Here is a 16582-nt window from a genome sequence, read left to right on the forward strand (position 1 = left end):
AGTACAGCTCATGGTCCTTACGCAGCATTAGCATGACTGATGATGCGTATCCCGTTCGAGCTCGCCGAGACCCTCGCCGTGATCGTGGACGAGGGAACGCTGGATGCTGCGGCCCGCCGCCTGCACGTCACTCCCAGCGCCGTCAGTCAACGCGTGAAGGCGCTTGAAGAGCAGCTCGGTCAGGTCGTGCTCATCCGCGCCAAACCCGCGCGGGCGACGCCGACGGGTGACGCCATCGTGCGCCTTGCGCGTCAGCTCGCACTGCTCGAGCACGATGCGCTCGCCGGTCTCGGTGACGATGCGGCGCGCACGAGCATCCCGCTCGCCGTCAACGCCGATTCGCTGACGACGTGGTTCCTCGATCCGCTCGCGCGGCTCATGCAGCGGCATCCCGTCGTCTTCGACCTGCACCGCGATGACCAGGACTTCACCGCGGGCCTGCTCGAGAGCGGCGCGGTCATGGGCGCGGTCACCTCACGGTCGCAGCCGGTAGCCGGATGTCGCGTCGAGCCGCTGGGGGCGATGCGGTATGAGGCGGTCGCGACGCCCGGTTACGTGCAGACCTGGCTGAGCGACGGGCTCACATCGGAGGCGATGGCCGAGGCGCCGGTCGTCTACTTCGATCGGCGCGACGAGCTGCAGTCGACCTGGCTGCGGACACAGGGCTTGGCGGCCGCGGCGCCGAGGCAGTACATCCCGGCATCGAGCGACTTCGCGCGGGCCGTGTTCCTGGGCATGGGCTGGGGGCTGCTGCCCGGCTTTCAATCCGACGAGGGGCTGGCCGACGGGTCGCTCGTACGACTGGGCGGCGAGCCGGTCGACGTGCCGCTGCACTGGCAGCAGTGGAATCTGCGGTCACCGCTGCTCGATGCCGTCGCGGCCGAGGTGATCAGCGAGGGTCGTCGGGTGCTGCGTCGTCTTCCCGCGGGCGGATGATGGTGGATGCCAGGGCCCGGACGAGGCCCGACAGTCGCTCCATCGACTCCAGGCTCCACCCGTTCGTCGCTTGCTCGAGTCGGTCGACGAACGGGAAGCGGACGGTCTGAAGGCGCTCGCTGCCCAGCGGGGTGACCGAGATCAGGCGGATGCGGGCATCGTCGGGGTCGAGCTCACGCTCGATGAGCCCGAGGCCCTCCAACTCGGTGACCGCGCGGCTGATGCCGCCCTTGTCGGTGTTCAGGCGCTCGGCGAGCGTGGAGGCGCTCACCGGGCCGATCTGGTCGATGACCGTGAACACCTTGAAGGTTCCGGGCAGCAGGCCGGGGCTGACGCCTTCCGCGGCCTCCGCATACGATCTGCGCAGCTGTGTGAACAGCAGCGAGAACGCGCCTTCCATGTCGCGGACGGCGTCATGGCGGGGATCCTGCCCCGAGGCGGCGCCGTCGGGCGTCGCCTCGGAGCGGGAGGGGCTGATCATGATTCCTCAGACCTCGCAGAGCGTCGGGTGGGGACATCCCCGCCGGTCACGGTCGTGACGCTGCCGGTGGCCGACAGCGCGTCCATGCCCTCGGAGACCGAAACGGTGGCCAGGTCGGCCTCGCCGGCCTCCATGCGCTCGACGTTGGTCATGCGCGTGAGCGGCTTGTTCGGGACGAACACGATCGCCAGCAGGCTCAGCACCGCGAACGGAACAGCGATCAGGAACGAGTGCGAGATGCCCTGCGCGTAGATGTCCTCGATGATGATGCGCAGCGCGTGCGGCATCGTCGAGACCTGGGGGAGCGTCCCGCTGGTCAGCTGCTGCTGCCAGTACTGCGCCTTGTCGCCCAGGCTCATGATCGCCGTGATCAGGTTCTCCTTGTTGTCGCCCATGAGCTGGATGACCTTGGTCGACAGGGCAGCGCCCATGACCGAGACGCCGATCGTTCCACCCAAGGTGCGGAAGAACGTGACGCCCGAGCTGGCGACGCCGAGCTCTTCGGGCCTGCAGGTGTTCTGCACGACGAGCACGAGGTTCTGCATCGTCATGCCCACGCCCGCGCCGAGCAGGAACATGTACACCGAGACCAGCACGAAGTTCGTGTCGTAGTGGATGGTCGACAGTGTGTATGAGCCGGCGATCAGCAGCACAGCGCCGAGCAGCAGGTACGGCTTCCAGTGCCCGTACCGCGAGATCAGCATCCCGATGAACACAGACGCCAGCAGCAGACCGGCGATCATCGGGATCGTCATCAGGCCCGCCTGGGTCGGCGTGGCCCCGCGCGCCAGCTGCATGTACTGGCTGAGGAACACCGAGGCGCCGAACATGGCGATGCCCGTGGAGATCGAGGCGATGACCGCGAGGGTGAAGGTGCGGTTGCGGAACATCGTGAGGGGGACCAGCGGCTCCTTGGAGCGCAGCTCGAAGATGATGAACAGCACCGTGGCCAGGATGGCGCCACCGACCATCCAGACGGTCGTGAAGCTCCACCAGGCGTTGTTGGTCCACCAGTCGCCCGTGGTGTCGGTGCCGGCATTGCTCACCCAGATCATGATGAGGGCGGATGCCGCGGCCAACAGCACGATGCCGACGTAGTCGATCGAGACCTTGCGGCGTTTGTTGGCCGACAGATGCAGTGTCTTCTGAACGATGATCAGTGCGATCACGGCGACCGGAAGGGAGACGTAGAAGTTCCAGCGCCAGCTCAGGGTGTCGGTCAGCACGCCGCCGAGCAGCGGGCCGCCGACGGTCGAGACCGCCATCACGGCGCCGAACAGGCCCATGTACTTGCCGCGCTCGCGCGGGCTGAGGATGTCGGCCATGATGACCTGGCTGAGGGCGGCGAGGCCGCCGGCGCCGAGACCCTGCACGGTGCGCGCGGCGATGAGCATGTTGGTGTCTTGCGAGAACCCGGCGACGGCCGTCGCGAGCACGAAGATCACGATCGCAAGCTGATAGAGGAACTTGCGGTTGAAGAGGTCGGCCAGCTTGCCCCAGATCGGGGTGGCGATGGCCGTTGCCAGAAGCGTGGAGGTGACCACCCAGGTGTAGGCGGTCTGGTTGCCCTTGAGGTCATGGACGATGACCGGAAGCGAGCTGGACACGACGGTCGACGCGAGCATCGACACGAACATGCCCAGGATGAGGCCGGACAGCGCCTCGAGTACCTGCCGGTGTGACATGGCCGGCTTCTCGCCGGCGACAGAGGGAGTTTTGGACATGCAGATCCTTCAGAGGATGAGGGTGCGGATTGATGCGCGACGACGCTGGCGCAGATGGTTGACGATGGTCAACAGTTGAGATTTGTCAACTATAGATCGATTGTTGACGTTTCGCAACTAACGTCAGTCGGCCAGCGCGAGGGCTCGATGCACTTCTCGTGAGGGGGAAGGATGTGTCACCCGGTACAGCTCGTCGATGAGGGCGGTGGCGAGCCTCACGAGCTTGCCGATCTCGGTCTCGTCGCGGTCGACCCACGCGCATTTCGGCTCGTCGCCGACCGGCACGAAGTCGACGTGCTGCTCCCAGGTGACGAGGGTGCGCTCGGCGCCGAGCACGTGCTGCTGCCACCACACCTGTCGCAGATACGAGCGGGGGATGCTGCGCCACGCCTTGTTGGTGGTCTTGATCTCGGCAAGGGTGATGCGTCCGTCGGCATCCTGCATGATCCCGTCTGGGGTGGCCAGATGCCGCGGCTCGACGAGGGCGCGGAACAGCGCCGAGGAGGGCTGGATGCCGTGGGTCGCCGCGACCCACGCGGCGATCTCGGGTTCGCGGCGGCGGCCGTGCTCGGTGTAGACGTTGCCGGTGAATCCGCTGCCGCGCAGCTTGGTCTGTGCCGCGCGGGTGATGGCCCGTTCGCTCGTGAGATGTGCGACGTCGGTCGCGGTGATGCCGCGCGAGCGGGCTCGCAGCCACGCGACCCGGTCGCGGGAGTCCGCGACGATGCGTGCTTCGAGCTCGGGGGTCACAGATCGAGGGTACGCCCCGTGCGCGCGGGTTCCCGGACGGCTCGCCTTGGGGGTTGCGCTCTGGGGGTTGCGCTCTGCGCGCTGGGTGGCAGGGTCGAGAGCATGGACACCATCACGTTCGAACAGTTCCGTGCCGGCGGCGGCGTCGACGATTGGCAGGCAGAAGGCGACGGGGCGCGCGTGCGCTTCGCCACCGGCGACTTCGCGACGGGTGCGCGCCTGTTCGCCACGATCGCCGAGCTGGCCGAGACCGCCAATCACCACCCCGATGTGGAGGTCACCTATCCCGCTGTCACGGTCCGGCTCGTCAGCCACGATGCCGGCGGTCTCACCGCGAAGGACGCCGATCTGGCGGCGGCGATCTCGCGCGCGGCGCGCGAATTGGGGGTGGATGCCGCGGGGTGACGGGGCGCGGTCAGCAGACGAACGTCCACGCGTACTCACGTCCGTCGGGACGTCGCCAGTGCACGGTCACCTGGCCCGAGGCGATGGCGCGCTCGCCGAAGAACACTATCTGCAGCTCGTCGCCGGGAGAGAGGCTCGCGCGCGGAACGGCCGGTTCGGCCCACCCATCGCCGAAGAACTGGGTCGCCACGTCCGTCACGCGTTCGGCGCCGACGTTGCGCAGCGTGCACCATGGCAGCCGGCTGCGGTCGACGAGCCAAGGCACTGGGTAGGCGGCTTCGCGTGAACGGGGCGGGACGTCGGTGAGGTGGGGCATGACGGTGACGGTAGAGGATGCCTCGGACTCGGAGACGCCGCGGATGCGGCATCCACCCCTCTTCTGTGGAGACGGCTGCTGGCGGTGTCGTTGGGGAGGAAGGGATGCCGCGATTTGGAGCACCCCGCGGGATCCCGTAGACTTGTCGATGCCGAAGACCGCCGGTCATCCGCACGCGCAAGCGAACGGATCGAAGCACTGCATCGCAGGGGCCCGCGCAGGTGACACGAAAGTTCTTCTTGAAGCTCCGTGCGCCCTGCGCCGGAGCTTTTCTGTTGCGTGTGCCACGGAGATCTGAGGCAGGCGCCCCGCCACCGCGGGCCGCCAGGTACAGACAAGGAGTGGCCATGGCGCAGAAGGACCAGGCGGTCGCCGAGCTCACGAAGAACTTCGAGGACTCGACTGCCGTTCTGCTCACCGAGTACCGCGGTCTGACGGTTGCAGAGCTCAAGGAGCTCCGCAACAGCATCCGTCAGGACGCGGAGTACGCCGTGGTGAAGAACACGCTGACCAAGATCGCTGCCAACAAGGCAGGGATCTCGACGCTGGACGACGACCTCAAGGGTCCGTCGGCCATCGCGTTCGTGCACGGTGACCCGGTCACCGTCGCGAAGGGCCTGCGCGACTTCGCCAAGGCACACCCTCTGCTGGTCGTCAAGGGCGGTTTCTTCGACGGAGCCCCCCTGACCCCGGAAGAGGTCACCAAGCTCGCCGACCTCGAGAGCCGTGAAGTCCTGCTGGCGAAGCTCGCCGGCGCCTTCAAGGCCTCGCTGTTCCAGGCGGCATATCTCTTCAATGCGCCGCTGTCGAAGGCCGTTCGCACGGTCGACGCGCTGCGCGAGAAGCAGGAGTCCGCTGCCTGAACAAGGCACGGCTAGAACAAACCCCGATCAAGGAGAAACATCATGGCAAAGCTCAGCACTGACGAGCTGCTCGACGCCTTCAAGGAGCTCTCGCTCATCGAGCTCAGCGAGTTCGTCAAGAAGTTCGAGGAGACCTTCGAGGTCACCGCCGCCGCTCCGGTCGCCGTGGCCGCTGCCGCGCCCGGTGGCGCAGCCCCGGCCGAAGAGGCCGAGGAGAAGGACTCGTTCGACGTCATCCTCGAGTCGGTCGGCGACAAGAAGATCCAGGTCATCAAGGTCGTCCGCGAGCTCACCTCGCTCGGCCTCGGCGACGCGAAGGCTGTCGTCGACGGCGCGCCCAAGCCGGTTCTGGAGGGCGCCAACAAGGAGACCGCCGAGAAGGCCAAGGCTTCCCTCGAAGAGGCCGGCGCCACCGTCACCCTCAAGTGAGTTCGGCCGGGCCGGCACCCCGGTCCGCCTGACTTTCTTCGAAGGCCCCGAGCACTGCGCTCGGGGCCTTCGCTCGTCTACGCTGTGGATCATGGATGCCGCGGCGCCTCCTCCTGCGGTGCCGGTCGATGACCTCGCCGGTCTCAGTTCCGCCGAGGTGGCTGCGCGTGTGGCCGACGGCCGCACGAATGCGTTCGCTGCCGACACCAGCCGCACCTGGTGGACCATCGTGCGGGCGAACGTCTTCACCCTCTTCAACGCGATCGTCTTCGCATGCTTCGCCGCTCTGCTCGTGCTCGGCCACTGGCAGGACGCGTTGTTCGGCCTGTCGGCCATCTTCAATACCCTCGTCGGCTGTTATCAGGAGATCCGCGCGAAGATCGCACTCGACCGGCTCGCATTGCTCAACGCCCCGCACGCCCGCGTGCGCCGCGACGGCGCGGACCACGAGATCGCCCCGGGCGACGTGGTCATCGACGACCTGCTCGTGCTGCGCGCAGGCGATCAGGTCTCGGCCGACGCTGTCGTCGTGCGCGAGAACTGGCTCGAGATCGACGAATCGATGCTCACCGGCGAGGCAGCCCCGGTGGAGAAGGATGCCGGAGATGAGGTCCTCTCCGGCTCCATCGTGGTCGCCGGCCACGCCGTCGCCCGCGCCGTCCGGGTCGCCGGGGACGCGTATGCGAACCGCTTCGCGCACGAGGCCAAGCGCTTCCAGCTGGCGAGCTCCGAACTGCGTCACTCGGTGAACCGCATTCTCGCTTGGGTGGCCTGGGGGATCGGCCCGGCAGCCCTGCTCGTCACCAACGCGCAGGTGCAGATACACGGCGGGTGGTCGCATGCGCTGCGCACCGGCGCCTGGACGCTCGCGGCCGTCGACTCCATCGCGGTGATCATCGCCATGATCCCGCTCGGCCTCGTGCTGCTGACCAGCATCGCCTTCGCGGTGGGTGCCGCGCGGCTGGCGGGCCAGCAGGTGCTCGTGCAAGAGCTGCCGGCGGTCGAGGGCCTCGCGCGCGTCGACGTCGTCTGCCTCGACAAGACCGGCACCCTCACTTACGGCGACATCGCCTTCGACGCTGAGCACGCGCTCGACACCCGGCGTGCCGAGGGATGGCGTACCGCCCTCGCGTGGTTCGGCGCCGACCCCGAGGCCAACGCCACCGCGCGGAGCCTGGCTGGGCAGTACACCGCAGAGCGCCTGCCCGTGGTGGAGCACGAGATCACCTTCTCGTCGGCCCGCAAGTGGAGCGCCGCGACCCTTGCGGGTATCGGAGGCACCTGGGTCCTGGGCGCGCCCGCGCTCGTGATCGACGACGCCCTGCACCGCGCCGTGCCGTGGGAAGGGGAGGCGGCCGAAGAGGGCGAGGCCACCTTGGCCGCCGCCGTGCACGAGCTTGCGGCGGGCGGTCGCCGCACGATCCTGCTCGCGCACAGCCCGCATCCGCTGACCCCCGACGACGTCGCCGCCGAGCGACTGCCCGACGGACTGCACCCGGTGGCGCTGCTCACCCTGCGCGAGCGCGTGCGCGAGGATGCGGCATCCACCCTCGAATACTTCGCCCGACAGGGCGTCGCCGTGAAGGTCATCTCCGGTGACGACCACGAAACGGTCGCAGCGATCGCCCGGCAGGTCGGTATCGACGCGGGATCCGGCTGCGACGCCCGCACCCTGCCCGACGACGCCGACGCGCTCGCCGACGCCATGGATGCGCACACCGTGTTCGGCCGGGTCACGCCCGAGCAGAAGAAGAACATGGTGGTGGCGCTGCAGAAGCACCGGCACACCGTCGCGATGACCGGCGACGGGGTCAACGACGCGCTCGCCATCAAACAGGCCGACATCGGCATCGCCATAAACACCGGCTCGGCCGCCACCAAGGCGGTCGCGCAGCTGGTGCTGCTCGATGGGCGTTTCGAGCACCTGCCGCACGTGGTCGACGAGGGCCGCCGAGTCATCGCCAACATCGAGCGGGTGGCCGTGCTGTTCCTCACCAAGACCGTGTACGCGTCGGTCATCAGCATCCTGTTCGGCGCGCTCATCATGCGGATCCCGTTCCTGCCGCGGCAGCTGTCGATCACCGACGGGTTCACCATCGGCATCCCCGCGTTCTTCCTGGCACTGCTGCCGAACGCGCGACGCTATCGGCCGGGCTTTCTGCGCCGTACGCTGACGATCGCCGTGCCGGCGGGCTTCGTCGTCGGAATCGGGATGACGGTGCTCTCACGCATCGGACGGGAGGTGTGGCAGCTGCCCATGGCAGAGGTGCGCACGGCGTCGACGACACTGGTGGCGATCCTCGGGCTGTGGGTGCTCGTGCTCGTCTCGCTGCCCCTGACCGGGACCAAGGCGCTCATAGTGGCCGCGATGGTGGCGGGTTATCTCGTCGTGATCTGGATGCCGCTGACGACGTGGTTCTTCCAGCTCGTGCCCATGCGCGCGGCGCTGCTGGAGCTGGTGTGGGCGATCGGCGCGGCCGGGATCATGCTGATCGGGATCGCATTCCTGCTGCAGCGCGTGTGGCTGCGTCGCACCGAGCCGCTGCTCTGAGCGTGGGACCGCTCCCATAGGTTATCAAGCCGTTACCGCGCTCGTGTTGAAATGCGCTCATCCCGCCGGTACCGTCACTGTAAGCGCTTACGTCGGTCACTCCGGCCGTGCGCGCCCCTGCACCTTAATGAGGAGGACCACATGGACAAGTCCATTCGACGCTCCGTGATGTTCCCGCTCGCCCTTGTGGGCGTGGCGGGAATCGTGCTGACCGGATGTGCCGAGACCGGCACCGGCGGCGGCGACAACGGAGACGTCAAGGGCCAGACCGTCCGCATCTCGGGCGGCATCACCGGCTCCGAGGCCGACCTGCTGAACAAGTCGTTCGATCAGTTCACGAAAGACACCGGCATCAAGGTCGAGTACACCGGCGACAAGAGCTTCGAGGGCAACATCGTCACGAAGGTGACCGGTGGCTCCGCCCCCGACATCGCGATCGTGCCGCAGCCTGGTCTGCTCAAGTCGCTGATCGCCACCGGCGACGTGCTCAAGGCGGACGACACCGTCAGCGCCAACGTCGACAAGTACTGGGGCCCGGACTGGAAGAGCTACGGCACGTCCGACGGCACCTTCTACGCCGCGCCGATGCTCGCCAACGTCAAGGGCTACGTCTGGTATTCGCCCTCACAGTTCAAGGACTGGGGCGTCGAGGTTCCGAAGACCTGGGACGAGCTGCTCGACCTCACCAAGACGATCCAGGAGAAGACCGGCAAGGCGCCATGGTGCGCCGGCTTCGCATCGGGTGACGCCTCCGGCTGGCCGGGAACCGACTGGATCGAGGACCTCGTCCTGCGTCAGTCCGGCCCCGACGTCTACGACAAGTGGGTCGCGGGCGACGTGAAGTTCACCGACCCGGAGATCAAGAAGGCTTTCGACGCGGTGGGGAAGATCCTCCTGAACCCCGACTACGTGAACGCGGGCTTCGGCGACGTGAAGAGCATCAACTCGACCGCGTTCGCGGATGTCGCGGCCAAGGTCGCCGACGGCACCTGCGCGCTGACCCACCAGGCCTCGTTCCTGTCGTCGAACTTCCTCGACGTGAAGAACAAGGACGGCAAGACGCCGACCGTCGCCCCGGACGGCGACGTGTACGCCTTCGTGCTGCCGGGCATCGAAGAGGGCTCGACCTCGGTCGAGGGCGGCGGCGAGTTCGTCGCACGCTTCACCGACTCCGAGGCTGTCAAGCAGGTCCAGGACTTCATGACGACGCCCGAGTTCGCCAACGCTCGCGTCAAGCTCGGCGGCGTCATCTCGGCGAACAAGGGCGCTGACCCGTCGCTGGCATCCAGCGAGTTCCTCACCGAGGCGATGACCCTCCTGCAGGACAAGAACACGACGATGCGTTTCGACGCCTCCGACCTCATGCCCGCCACGGTGGGTTCGGGATCGTTCTGGAAGGGCATGACCAGCTGGATCGACGGCATGTCGACCGATGACGTGCTCAAGGCCATCCAGGCGGGCTTCGAGAACTAGCCGCCACCGGTCCGACGGGAGGGCGGATGCCCCACAGCGGGCATCCGCCCTCCCGCTTCCGCAGATGTGAAGGCACCGGTCAGAAAGGCAGGACAATGGCGACCGTGACAGAGCAACCGATCATCCGTTCGCGAGGCCCTCGGCTGTCGCGGAAGGTCACCGGCATCATCATCCTCGTCGCGGCGATCCTCGTTGTGGCGCTCTTCGTCTTCCTGCTGGTGGGCGGCCCCGACGAGGACGCCCTGCCCACCTCCCTCGGCTTCTCGCTGAACAGCTTCTTCGTCTGGATCGGCGCGCTGAACCCGCTCATCCAGATCCCGATCGTGGTCGTGCTGTTCGCCGCCGTGGTCGGTGTGATCCTGCTGCTCATCGAGTACGCGCCGCGTCCGGGACGCGGATACTTCTGGATGCGCCTCGCCGTCTGCTTCCTGATCCCGGTACTCGCCTTCATGGTGCTGCGCCCCTATCAGAACTCGGTCGTCTACGTCGTGGGCATCGCGTTGCTTGCCGGCGCGATCCTCTTCTTCGCCGACTACCGCGCCCGTGAAGGTGCGGGCTACGTCTTCCAGCTCATCGTCTTCATGGCGCCCGCCGCCATCCTGCTGCTGATCGGCCTCATCTATCCGGCGATCTCGACGTTCGTGAAGTCGTTCTTCGACAAGACCGGAACGCAGTTCGTCTGGTTCGACAACTACGTGTGGACCTTCACGAACCCCTACGGTTTCTGGTCGGTCATCAATACGCTCATCTGGGCGCTTCTGGCGCCGACCATCGCAACGGCGATCGGCCTGGTCTACGCCGCGTTCGTCGACCGGGCTCGCGGTGAGAAATTCCTCAAGCTCTGGGTGTTCATGCCGGTCGCGATCTCGTTCGTGGGCGCCGGCATCATCTGGAAGTTCGTCTACGACTACCGGCAGGGCCAGCAGATCGGTCTGCTCAATGCGATCATCACCTGGTTCGGCGGTGAGCCGGTCGGCTGGCTCGATGCGCAGCCGCTGATCAACACATTCTGTCTGCTGGCGGTGTTCATCTGGAGCCAGACCGGCTTCGCGATGGTCATCCTGTCGGCCGCGATCAAGGCGGTTCCGATCGATCAGCACGAGGCCGCACAGCTCGACGGCGCTTCGGCCCTGCAGCGGTTCTTCAACGTCACCATTCCCGGCATCCGCAGCTCGCTGATCGTGGTTCTGACCACGATCACGATAGCGGCGCTGAAGGTGTATGACATCGTCGCGGTGATGACCGGCGGTCGCTCGAACAGCTCGGTGCTCGGCTTCGAGATGGTCAATCAGCAGCAGCGCTTCCAGAGCTACGGACACTCATCGGCGCTGGCCGTCGTGCTGTTCCTGTTCGTGCTGCCGCTGATCATCTACAACGTCGTGCAGATGCGCAAGCAGAAGGAGATCCGCTGATGGCCACGGTGCACCTCGACACTCCCGCCGACACGCAGGCCGCGCAGGTGGTCAGCGGACGAGCGGGTCGCAAGGCTGAGCGCGACGCGCACAAGAAGCTCACGTCGCGCGGTGCGACGCTCGCGGCGGCCATCATCGCCGTCGTGTGGACGATCCCGACCTTCGGCCTGTTCGTCACGTCGTTCCGCCCCGGCGCCGACTCGAACACCACCGGTTGGTGGACGGTCTTCGTCGACCCGAGCTTCACCCTGTCGAACTACTTCGACGCCCTCACCGCGGGCGGCACCGCGCTGACCCTCGGCGAGTCGTTCATCAACTCGCTGGCCATCGCGATCCCCGCGACGCTGATCCCGATCTCGATCGCGGCGCTGGCCGCCTACGCGTTCGCGTGGATTCCGTTCAAGGGACGCAGCCCTCTGTTCGTCGCGGTGTTCGCACTGCAGATCGTGCCCATCCAGATGGCCCTCGTGCCTCTGCTGAGCCTGTTCTCGCGGGGTCTGACGATCGCCGGCGTCGGGATCTTCCCCGGTTTCACGCTGCGCGATGTCGAGCACAGCTTCGCTACCGTGTGGATCGCGCACGCGATCTTCGCGATGCCGCTGGCGATCTTCCTGCTGCACAACTTCATCTCCGAGATCCCGGGCGAGCTGATCGAAGCGGCCCGGGTCGACGGCGCCGGACACGGGCAGATCTTCTTCCGCATGATCATCCCGTTGGCGATGCCGGCCATCGCGTCGTTCGCGATCTTCCAATTCCTGTGGGTGTGGAACGACCTGCTGGTGGCGACGATCTTCGCACCGAGTTCATCGCTGCCATTGACACAGACGCTGAACTCGCTCTCGGGCACCTGGGGTGATCGCTGGTACCTGCAATCGGCCGGAACCTTCATCTCGATCATCGTGCCGCTGCTCGTCTTCTTCGCCCTGCAGCGCTTCTTCGTCCGCGGCCTCCTCGCCGGCGCGACGAAGGGCTGATTCAGATCCGCCCGAGCTCGCGCACCGGACGCAGGCGAAACAGGCGCACGGTGCGGCCGGACTCCCGCTCATACGATCGGTAGTTCGGCCATTGCGCCTCGATCCGCGCCCACGCCGCGTCCCGCGCGGCGTCGCCGATCGGCTCGGCGCGGACGGCGAGACGCCGTCCCCGCACGATGATCTCGGCGTCGGGATGCGCGCGCAGGTTGGTCGTCCAGGCGGGATGCCGCGACCCCGCGAAGTTCGTGCCGGCGACGATCGCGCTGCCGGCCCCGTCGGGCGTGTACATCAGCTGCACGTCGCGTACCGCGCCGGAACGGGCGCCGATCGTGCGCAGGGTGAGAGAGGGGACGAGGATGCCGCTGATCGGCATCCTCCCGCGCGCGATGACCGCGAACGCCCTCTCCAGCATCGGCATCAGGCGACGGCCGACGCGGCGGAACGCCGCAGTCTGGGTGAGCGGCGCCAGGAGGCGGCGAAGCGTCTGACGGATCGTGGTCATGGCGCCCATCCTGCCGTATCGCGGCCGAGGGCGCCTGGCTAGGCTGAGCGCATGAGCGCCCCTGCCGACCCCGACGTCGCTGCTGCCGAAGCCGAACTCGCCCGCCTGCGCGCCGAAGCCGAGGCCGCCGATGCGGCGCTCAAAGCGGCACAGGCCAAGGCTGCGCTCGCGGCCGCCGAGGCGGAGGCTGCGAAGGCGAAGGCGGGGGATGCGGCCGAGCCCGCCGCCGCGGCGGAGCCCGCGGCATCCATCCCTCCCGTCGACGGTCCGCTGGACGCCGACGACGTGCAGGCGATCATCGACGGGTACACGTTCGACGCTGCCACGCTCGACCTCGGCGCTCTCGTGAACGGCGATCCCGACCCGTCTGCGCAGATCCGCATTCCCCTGGCGATGCTCAACCGGCACGGCCTCGTGGCCGGCGCCACCGGAACCGGCAAGACCCGTACGCTGCAGGGTCTGGCCGAGCAGCTCGCTGCGCACGGCGTGCCGGTGTTCGCCGCCGATATCAAGGGCGACCTGACGGGAATCGCGACCCCGGGAGAACCGTCCGAAAAGCTCCTCGCGCGCACCCAGGCGATCGGACAGGACTGGAAGGCCACCGCGTCGCCGGTCGAGTATTTAGCGCTTGGCGGCGTCGGCACGGGCGTGCCGGTGCGTGCGACGGTGAGCGGCTTCGGTCCGCTGCTGCTGAGCAAGGTGCTGGGGCTGAACCAGACACAGGAGTCGAGCCTCGGTCTCGTGTTCCACTACGCCGATGAGGCGGGTCTCGCCCTGGTCGACCTGTCGGACCTGCGCGCGGTGCTGACGTACCTGACGGGCGATGAGGGCAAGGCCGAGCTCAAGGGCATCGGCGGCCTCTCCGCGGCGACGGCGGGGGTCATCCTGCGCGAGCTGATCACGTTCGCCGACGCCGGCGCGGACGTGTTCTTCGGCGAGCCGGAGTTCGACGTCAAGGACTTTCTGCGCACCGCGGCCGACGGGCGCGGGATCATCAGCCTGCTCGAGGTGCCCGGTGTCATCGACAAGCCCGAGCTGTTCTCGACGTTCCTCATGTACCTGCTGGCTGAACTGTTCGAGATCCTGCCCGAGGTGGGCGACCCCGACAAGCCCACACTCGTGTTCTTCTTCGACGAGGCGCATCTGCTGTTCAAGGATGCTTCGAAGGACTTCCTCTCGTCCATCACTCAGACCGTACGACTTATCCGTTCGAAGGGCGTCGGCGTGTTCTTCGTCACCCAGACGCCGAAAGACGTGCCCTCTGACGTGCTCGGACAGCTGGGCTCGCGCGTGCAGCACGCGCTGCGCGCGTTCACCCCCGACGACGCGAAGGCTCTGCGGGCCACGGTAGGCACCTACCCGAAGTCCGGCTACGACCTGGAGCGCGTGCTGCAGGAGCTTGGCACCGGCGAGGCCATCGTGACCGTGATGAGCGAGAAGGGCGCGCCTACGCCGGTCGCGTGGACGCGCATGCGGGCGCCGCAAGGTCTCATGGAGCCGACGCCCGACCCGCAGATCACCGCGGCCGTGAATGCGTCGCCGCTGCTGGCGAGGTACGGCACGGCCATCGACCGCGAGTCGGCGCGGGAGATCCTGACCGCGAAGATGAACGCCGCCGACCAGGCGCACGCGGCCGAGGTCGCCGCCGCCGAGAAGGCGAAGTCCGACGCGGAGTATGCCAAGCAGAAGGCCGCGATCGACAAGGCCGAGGCCGCAGCACAGAAGAAGGCCCAGGCGGAGTACGAGCGGCTCATGCGCAAGACCGCGGGCACCACGCGCACGGCGCGCACGAAGCAGAAGTCTCCGTTGGAGGAGATCCTCGGCTCGCGTACCACCCAGACGGTCGTGGGCGGCATCATCCGCGGCATCTTCGGCACCGGGCGGCGCTGAGGCACCGGGCGGCGCTGAGCCGCGGCATCCCGACTCTCCGTCCGCCCAGCTTGGAGTTTCTTATGAACCCTCGCGGCGACGGGTCCGGCGGCGTAGCCTTCCGTCGGGTTCCGCCCGACCGATGTGCCGACGGTTCTCCTGGCTGACGACGCCGACAGAAGGAGAAGAAGATGTCCGCGACCGAACACGACGTGACGACCGCTCCGCCGCGTCACAAGCTGAAGAGAAGCCTCGGGCCGATCGGCCTGCTGTTCACCGCCGTCGGGTCGATCATCGGCTCAGGGTGGCTGTTCGGCGCTTTCCACGCCTCGGCCATCGCGGGGCCCGCCGCCATCTTCTCCTGGGGCATCGCCGCGGTCATGATCATCCTGATCGGCCTGTGCTACGCCGAGCTCGGACCCATGTTCCCGATCTCGGGAGGCGTCGTGCGGTATCCGCACCTCGTGTGGGGGTCGTTCGGCAGCTACTCGCTCGGGTTCATCACGTGGATCGCTTCGGCGGCCGTGCCGGCGATCGAGGTCACCGGGGCGCTCACCTATGCGACGAAGTTCGCGCCGTTCACGGTGCGTGCCACCGACGCGGGCGGCAGCGCCCAGGTGCTCACCCCGCTCGGCATGGTCGTCGCGATCGTGCTGCTGGCCGTGTTCGTGGTGATCAACTACTTCGGCGTGCGGCTGTTCGCGCAGATCAACAACGTGCTGGTGTGGTGGAAGCTCGGCGTCATCGCCCTGGTCATCATCGTGTTCCTCATCACCGCGCTCGGCACGACCCAGATGGGGTCGCCGTCCAACTTCTCGGCCTACGGCTTCGCGCCCAACGGCTTCGCCGCCGTGTTCGTGTGCATCTCGACCGCCGGCATCACGTTCTCGTACCTCGGCTTCCGCCAGGGGATCGAACTGGCCGGCGAGACCAAGAACCCGCACCGCAACATCCCGTTTGCGCTGATCGGATCGGTGATCCTCTGCGCGATCCTCTACATGCTGCTGCAGGTCGCTTTCACTCTGGCCGTGCCCGCGTCGGTGCTGCAGAAGTCGGGCGGCTGGGCGGGGCTGGCCTTCACGAACGACTTCGGACCGCTGGCGGCCTTGGCGAGCATGGCGGGGCTGGCGTGGCTGGCGTACATCCTGTACTTCGACGCGGTCATCTCGCCGGCCGACACCGGCCTCATCTACACGACCATCGCCTCGCGCGTGTCATACGCCATGGGCCGCAACGCGAACGCGCCGCGGTGGCTGGCCAGCAACAACAGGCACGGTGTGCCGCACTGGAGTCTGGTGGTGACGTTCTGCGTCGGCATCGTGCTGCTGCTGCCGTTCCCGAGCTGGCAATCGCTGGTCGGGTTCATCACGACCTCCACGGTGATGTCGTTCGGCTCGGGACCGCTCGTGCTCGCGGTCCTGCGTCGCAAGTACCCGAACCGGCCTCGGCCGTTCCGCCTGCCGGGCGGTGACATCATCCCGTTCCTCGCCTTCTACAGCGCGAACATGATCATGTTCTGGGCAGGATGGGCGACCAACTCGAGGCTGCTCGTGACGATTCTCATCGGGTACGTGGTGCTCGTGCTGTTCCAGGTTTTCGGGCGTCGCAGCGAACAGCCGCCGCTGTTCTTCCGCACCTCGGCGGTATGGATCATCCCGTGGTTCGTGCTCTTCGGACTCGTGAGCTTCTTGTTCAGCTCGGGTCTGTTCGGCGCCGCGTTCGACAAGACCATGTTCTTCTGGGTGTTCCTCATCAACCTGGGCGTCTCGGTGCTGATCTACTGGCTCGCCGTGCGTTCGACGCTGCCTACCCACCTCGTCGACGACTACATCAAGGACGCCGAAGAGGAGTCCGAGCTCGAAGACGAGACGATCGCGGGAGGACACATCGCATAACG

General features: G+C 67.2%; 15 protein-coding genes. 10 read left to right on the plus strand and 5 right to left on the minus strand.

Annotated features, from left to right (window positions below; translation table 11 throughout):
• Positions 1-42: 42 nt before the first annotated feature.
• Positions 43-936 (plus strand): LysR family transcriptional regulator ArgP, encoded by an 894-nt coding sequence (locus PU630_RS03860; protein WP_428981992.1) that lies wholly within the window; start codon positions 43-45, stop codon positions 934-936.
• Here the strand turns inward: PU630_RS03860 and PU630_RS03865 are convergent.
• From PU630_RS03865 to PU630_RS03875, 3 genes are all read right to left on the minus strand, one after another.
• Positions 890-1417, minus strand: coding sequence for a MarR family winged helix-turn-helix transcriptional regulator (locus PU630_RS03865; RefSeq protein WP_275279037.1), 528 nt, complete (start codon positions 1415-1417; stop codon positions 890-892). The genes PU630_RS03860 and PU630_RS03865 overlap by 47 nt on opposite strands.
• Positions 1414-3141: an MDR family MFS transporter gene (locus PU630_RS03870; protein ID WP_275279038.1), complete on the minus strand. Its 1728-nt coding sequence runs from the start codon at positions 3139-3141 to the stop codon at positions 1414-1416. The genes PU630_RS03865 and PU630_RS03870 overlap by 4 nt, the downstream gene beginning before the upstream one ends.
• Before the next feature lie 123 nt (positions 3142-3264).
• Positions 3265-3891: a YqaJ viral recombinase family protein gene (locus PU630_RS03875; RefSeq protein WP_275279039.1), complete on the minus strand. Its 627-nt coding sequence runs from the start codon at positions 3889-3891 to the stop codon at positions 3265-3267.
• Between the two features lie 102 nt (positions 3892-3993).
• Between PU630_RS03875 and PU630_RS03880 the strand changes: the two genes are divergently transcribed.
• Positions 3994-4296: a 4a-hydroxytetrahydrobiopterin dehydratase gene (locus PU630_RS03880; RefSeq protein ID WP_275279040.1), complete on the plus strand. Its 303-nt coding sequence runs from the start codon at positions 3994-3996 to the stop codon at positions 4294-4296.
• A 10-nt stretch (positions 4297-4306) separates the two neighbouring features.
• On the opposite strand, the gene PU630_RS03885 is transcribed toward PU630_RS03880, so the two are convergent.
• Positions 4307-4612 carry a hypothetical protein gene (locus tag PU630_RS03885; RefSeq protein WP_275279041.1) on the minus strand — a complete coding sequence of 102 codons (306 nt, stop codon included), beginning with the start codon at positions 4610-4612 and terminating at the stop codon, positions 4307-4309.
• A 347-nt stretch (positions 4613-4959) separates the two neighbouring features.
• On the opposite strand from PU630_RS03885, the gene rplJ reads away from it, so the two are divergent.
• The 6 genes from rplJ (at position 4960) to PU630_RS03915 (ending at position 12314) form a co-directional block, all read left to right on the plus strand.
• The gene (rplJ, locus tag PU630_RS03890) at positions 4960-5475 is read left to right on the plus strand and encodes a 50S ribosomal protein L10 (RefSeq protein ID WP_275279042.1); all 516 of its coding nucleotides are present in this window, start codon (positions 4960-4962) and stop codon (positions 5473-5475) included.
• A gap of 42 nt (positions 5476-5517) precedes the next feature.
• Entirely contained in the window at positions 5518-5904 is a 387-nt protein-coding gene (gene rplL / locus PU630_RS03895) for a 50S ribosomal protein L7/L12 (RefSeq protein WP_275279043.1), read from the plus strand.
• Between the two features lie 91 nt (positions 5905-5995).
• On the plus strand, positions 5996-8455 hold the full coding sequence (locus PU630_RS03900; RefSeq protein ID WP_275279044.1) for an HAD-IC family P-type ATPase: 2460 nt from the start codon (positions 5996-5998) through the stop codon (positions 8453-8455).
• A gap of 141 nt (positions 8456-8596) precedes the next feature.
• A complete protein-coding gene (locus tag PU630_RS03905; protein WP_275279045.1) occupies positions 8597-9928 on the plus strand; it encodes an ABC transporter substrate-binding protein in 1332 nt (443 codons plus the stop codon).
• Positions 9929-10032: 104 nt separating this feature from the next.
• Complete coding sequence (locus PU630_RS03910; RefSeq protein ID WP_275279046.1) at positions 10033-11340, plus strand: carbohydrate ABC transporter permease; 1308 nt, start codon at positions 10033-10035, stop codon at positions 11338-11340.
• The gene (locus PU630_RS03915) at positions 11340-12314 is read left to right on the plus strand and encodes a carbohydrate ABC transporter permease (protein WP_275279047.1); all 975 of its coding nucleotides are present in this window, start codon (positions 11340-11342) and stop codon (positions 12312-12314) included. The genes PU630_RS03910 and PU630_RS03915 overlap by 1 nt, the downstream gene beginning before the upstream one ends.
• 1 nt (position 12315) lies before the next feature.
• Here PU630_RS03915 and PU630_RS03920 read toward each other — a convergent pair whose 3' ends face one another.
• Entirely contained in the window at positions 12316-12816 is a 501-nt protein-coding gene (locus PU630_RS03920; RefSeq protein ID WP_275279048.1) for a nitroreductase family deazaflavin-dependent oxidoreductase, read from the minus strand.
• Positions 12817-12867: 51 nt separating this feature from the next.
• On the opposite strand from PU630_RS03920, the gene PU630_RS03925 reads away from it, so the two are divergent.
• On the plus strand, positions 12868-14706 hold the full coding sequence (locus PU630_RS03925; protein WP_275279049.1) for a helicase HerA-like domain-containing protein: 1839 nt from the start codon (positions 12868-12870) through the stop codon (positions 14704-14706).
• Between the two features lie 170 nt (positions 14707-14876).
• Entirely contained in the window at positions 14877-16580 is a 1704-nt protein-coding gene (locus PU630_RS03930) for an APC family permease (protein ID WP_275279050.1), read from the plus strand.
• The last annotated feature ends 2 nt before the right edge of the window (positions 16581-16582 follow it).

This window comes from Microbacterium horticulturae (assembly GCF_029094505.1).
Classification (GTDB): Bacteria; Actinomycetota; Actinomycetes; order Actinomycetales; family Microbacteriaceae; genus Microbacterium; species Microbacterium horticulturae.

Coding starts and splice junctions, on each gene's coding strand:
- PU630_RS03880 (WP_275279040.1), top strand. CDS start 3,994: ATGGACACCATCACGTTCGAACAGTTCCGTGCCGGCGGCGGCGTCGAC.
- PU630_RS03870 (WP_275279038.1), bottom strand. CDS start 3,141: ATGTCCAAAACTCCCTCTGTCGCCGGCGAGAAGCCGGCCATGTCACAC.
- rplL (WP_275279043.1), top strand. CDS start 5,518: ATGGCAAAGCTCAGCACTGACGAGCTGCTCGACGCCTTCAAGGAGCTC.
- rplJ (WP_275279042.1), top strand. CDS start 4,960: ATGGCGCAGAAGGACCAGGCGGTCGCCGAGCTCACGAAGAACTTCGAG.
- PU630_RS03885 (WP_275279041.1), bottom strand. CDS start 4,612: ATGCCCCACCTCACCGACGTCCCGCCCCGTTCACGCGAAGCCGCCTAC.
- PU630_RS03930 (WP_275279050.1), top strand. CDS start 14,877: ATGTCCGCGACCGAACACGACGTGACGACCGCTCCGCCGCGTCACAAG.
- PU630_RS03925 (WP_275279049.1), top strand. CDS start 12,868: ATGAGCGCCCCTGCCGACCCCGACGTCGCTGCTGCCGAAGCCGAACTC.
- PU630_RS03920 (WP_275279048.1), bottom strand. CDS start 12,816: ATGACCACGATCCGTCAGACGCTTCGCCGCCTCCTGGCGCCGCTCACC.
- PU630_RS03865 (WP_275279037.1), bottom strand. CDS start 1,417: ATGATCAGCCCCTCCCGCTCCGAGGCGACGCCCGACGGCGCCGCCTCG.
- PU630_RS03915 (WP_275279047.1), top strand. CDS start 11,340: ATGGCCACGGTGCACCTCGACACTCCCGCCGACACGCAGGCCGCGCAG.
- PU630_RS03905 (WP_275279045.1), top strand. CDS start 8,597: ATGGACAAGTCCATTCGACGCTCCGTGATGTTCCCGCTCGCCCTTGTG.
- PU630_RS03860 (WP_428981992.1), top strand. CDS start 43: ATGCGTATCCCGTTCGAGCTCGCCGAGACCCTCGCCGTGATCGTGGAC.
- PU630_RS03900 (WP_275279044.1), top strand. CDS start 5,996: ATGGATGCCGCGGCGCCTCCTCCTGCGGTGCCGGTCGATGACCTCGCC.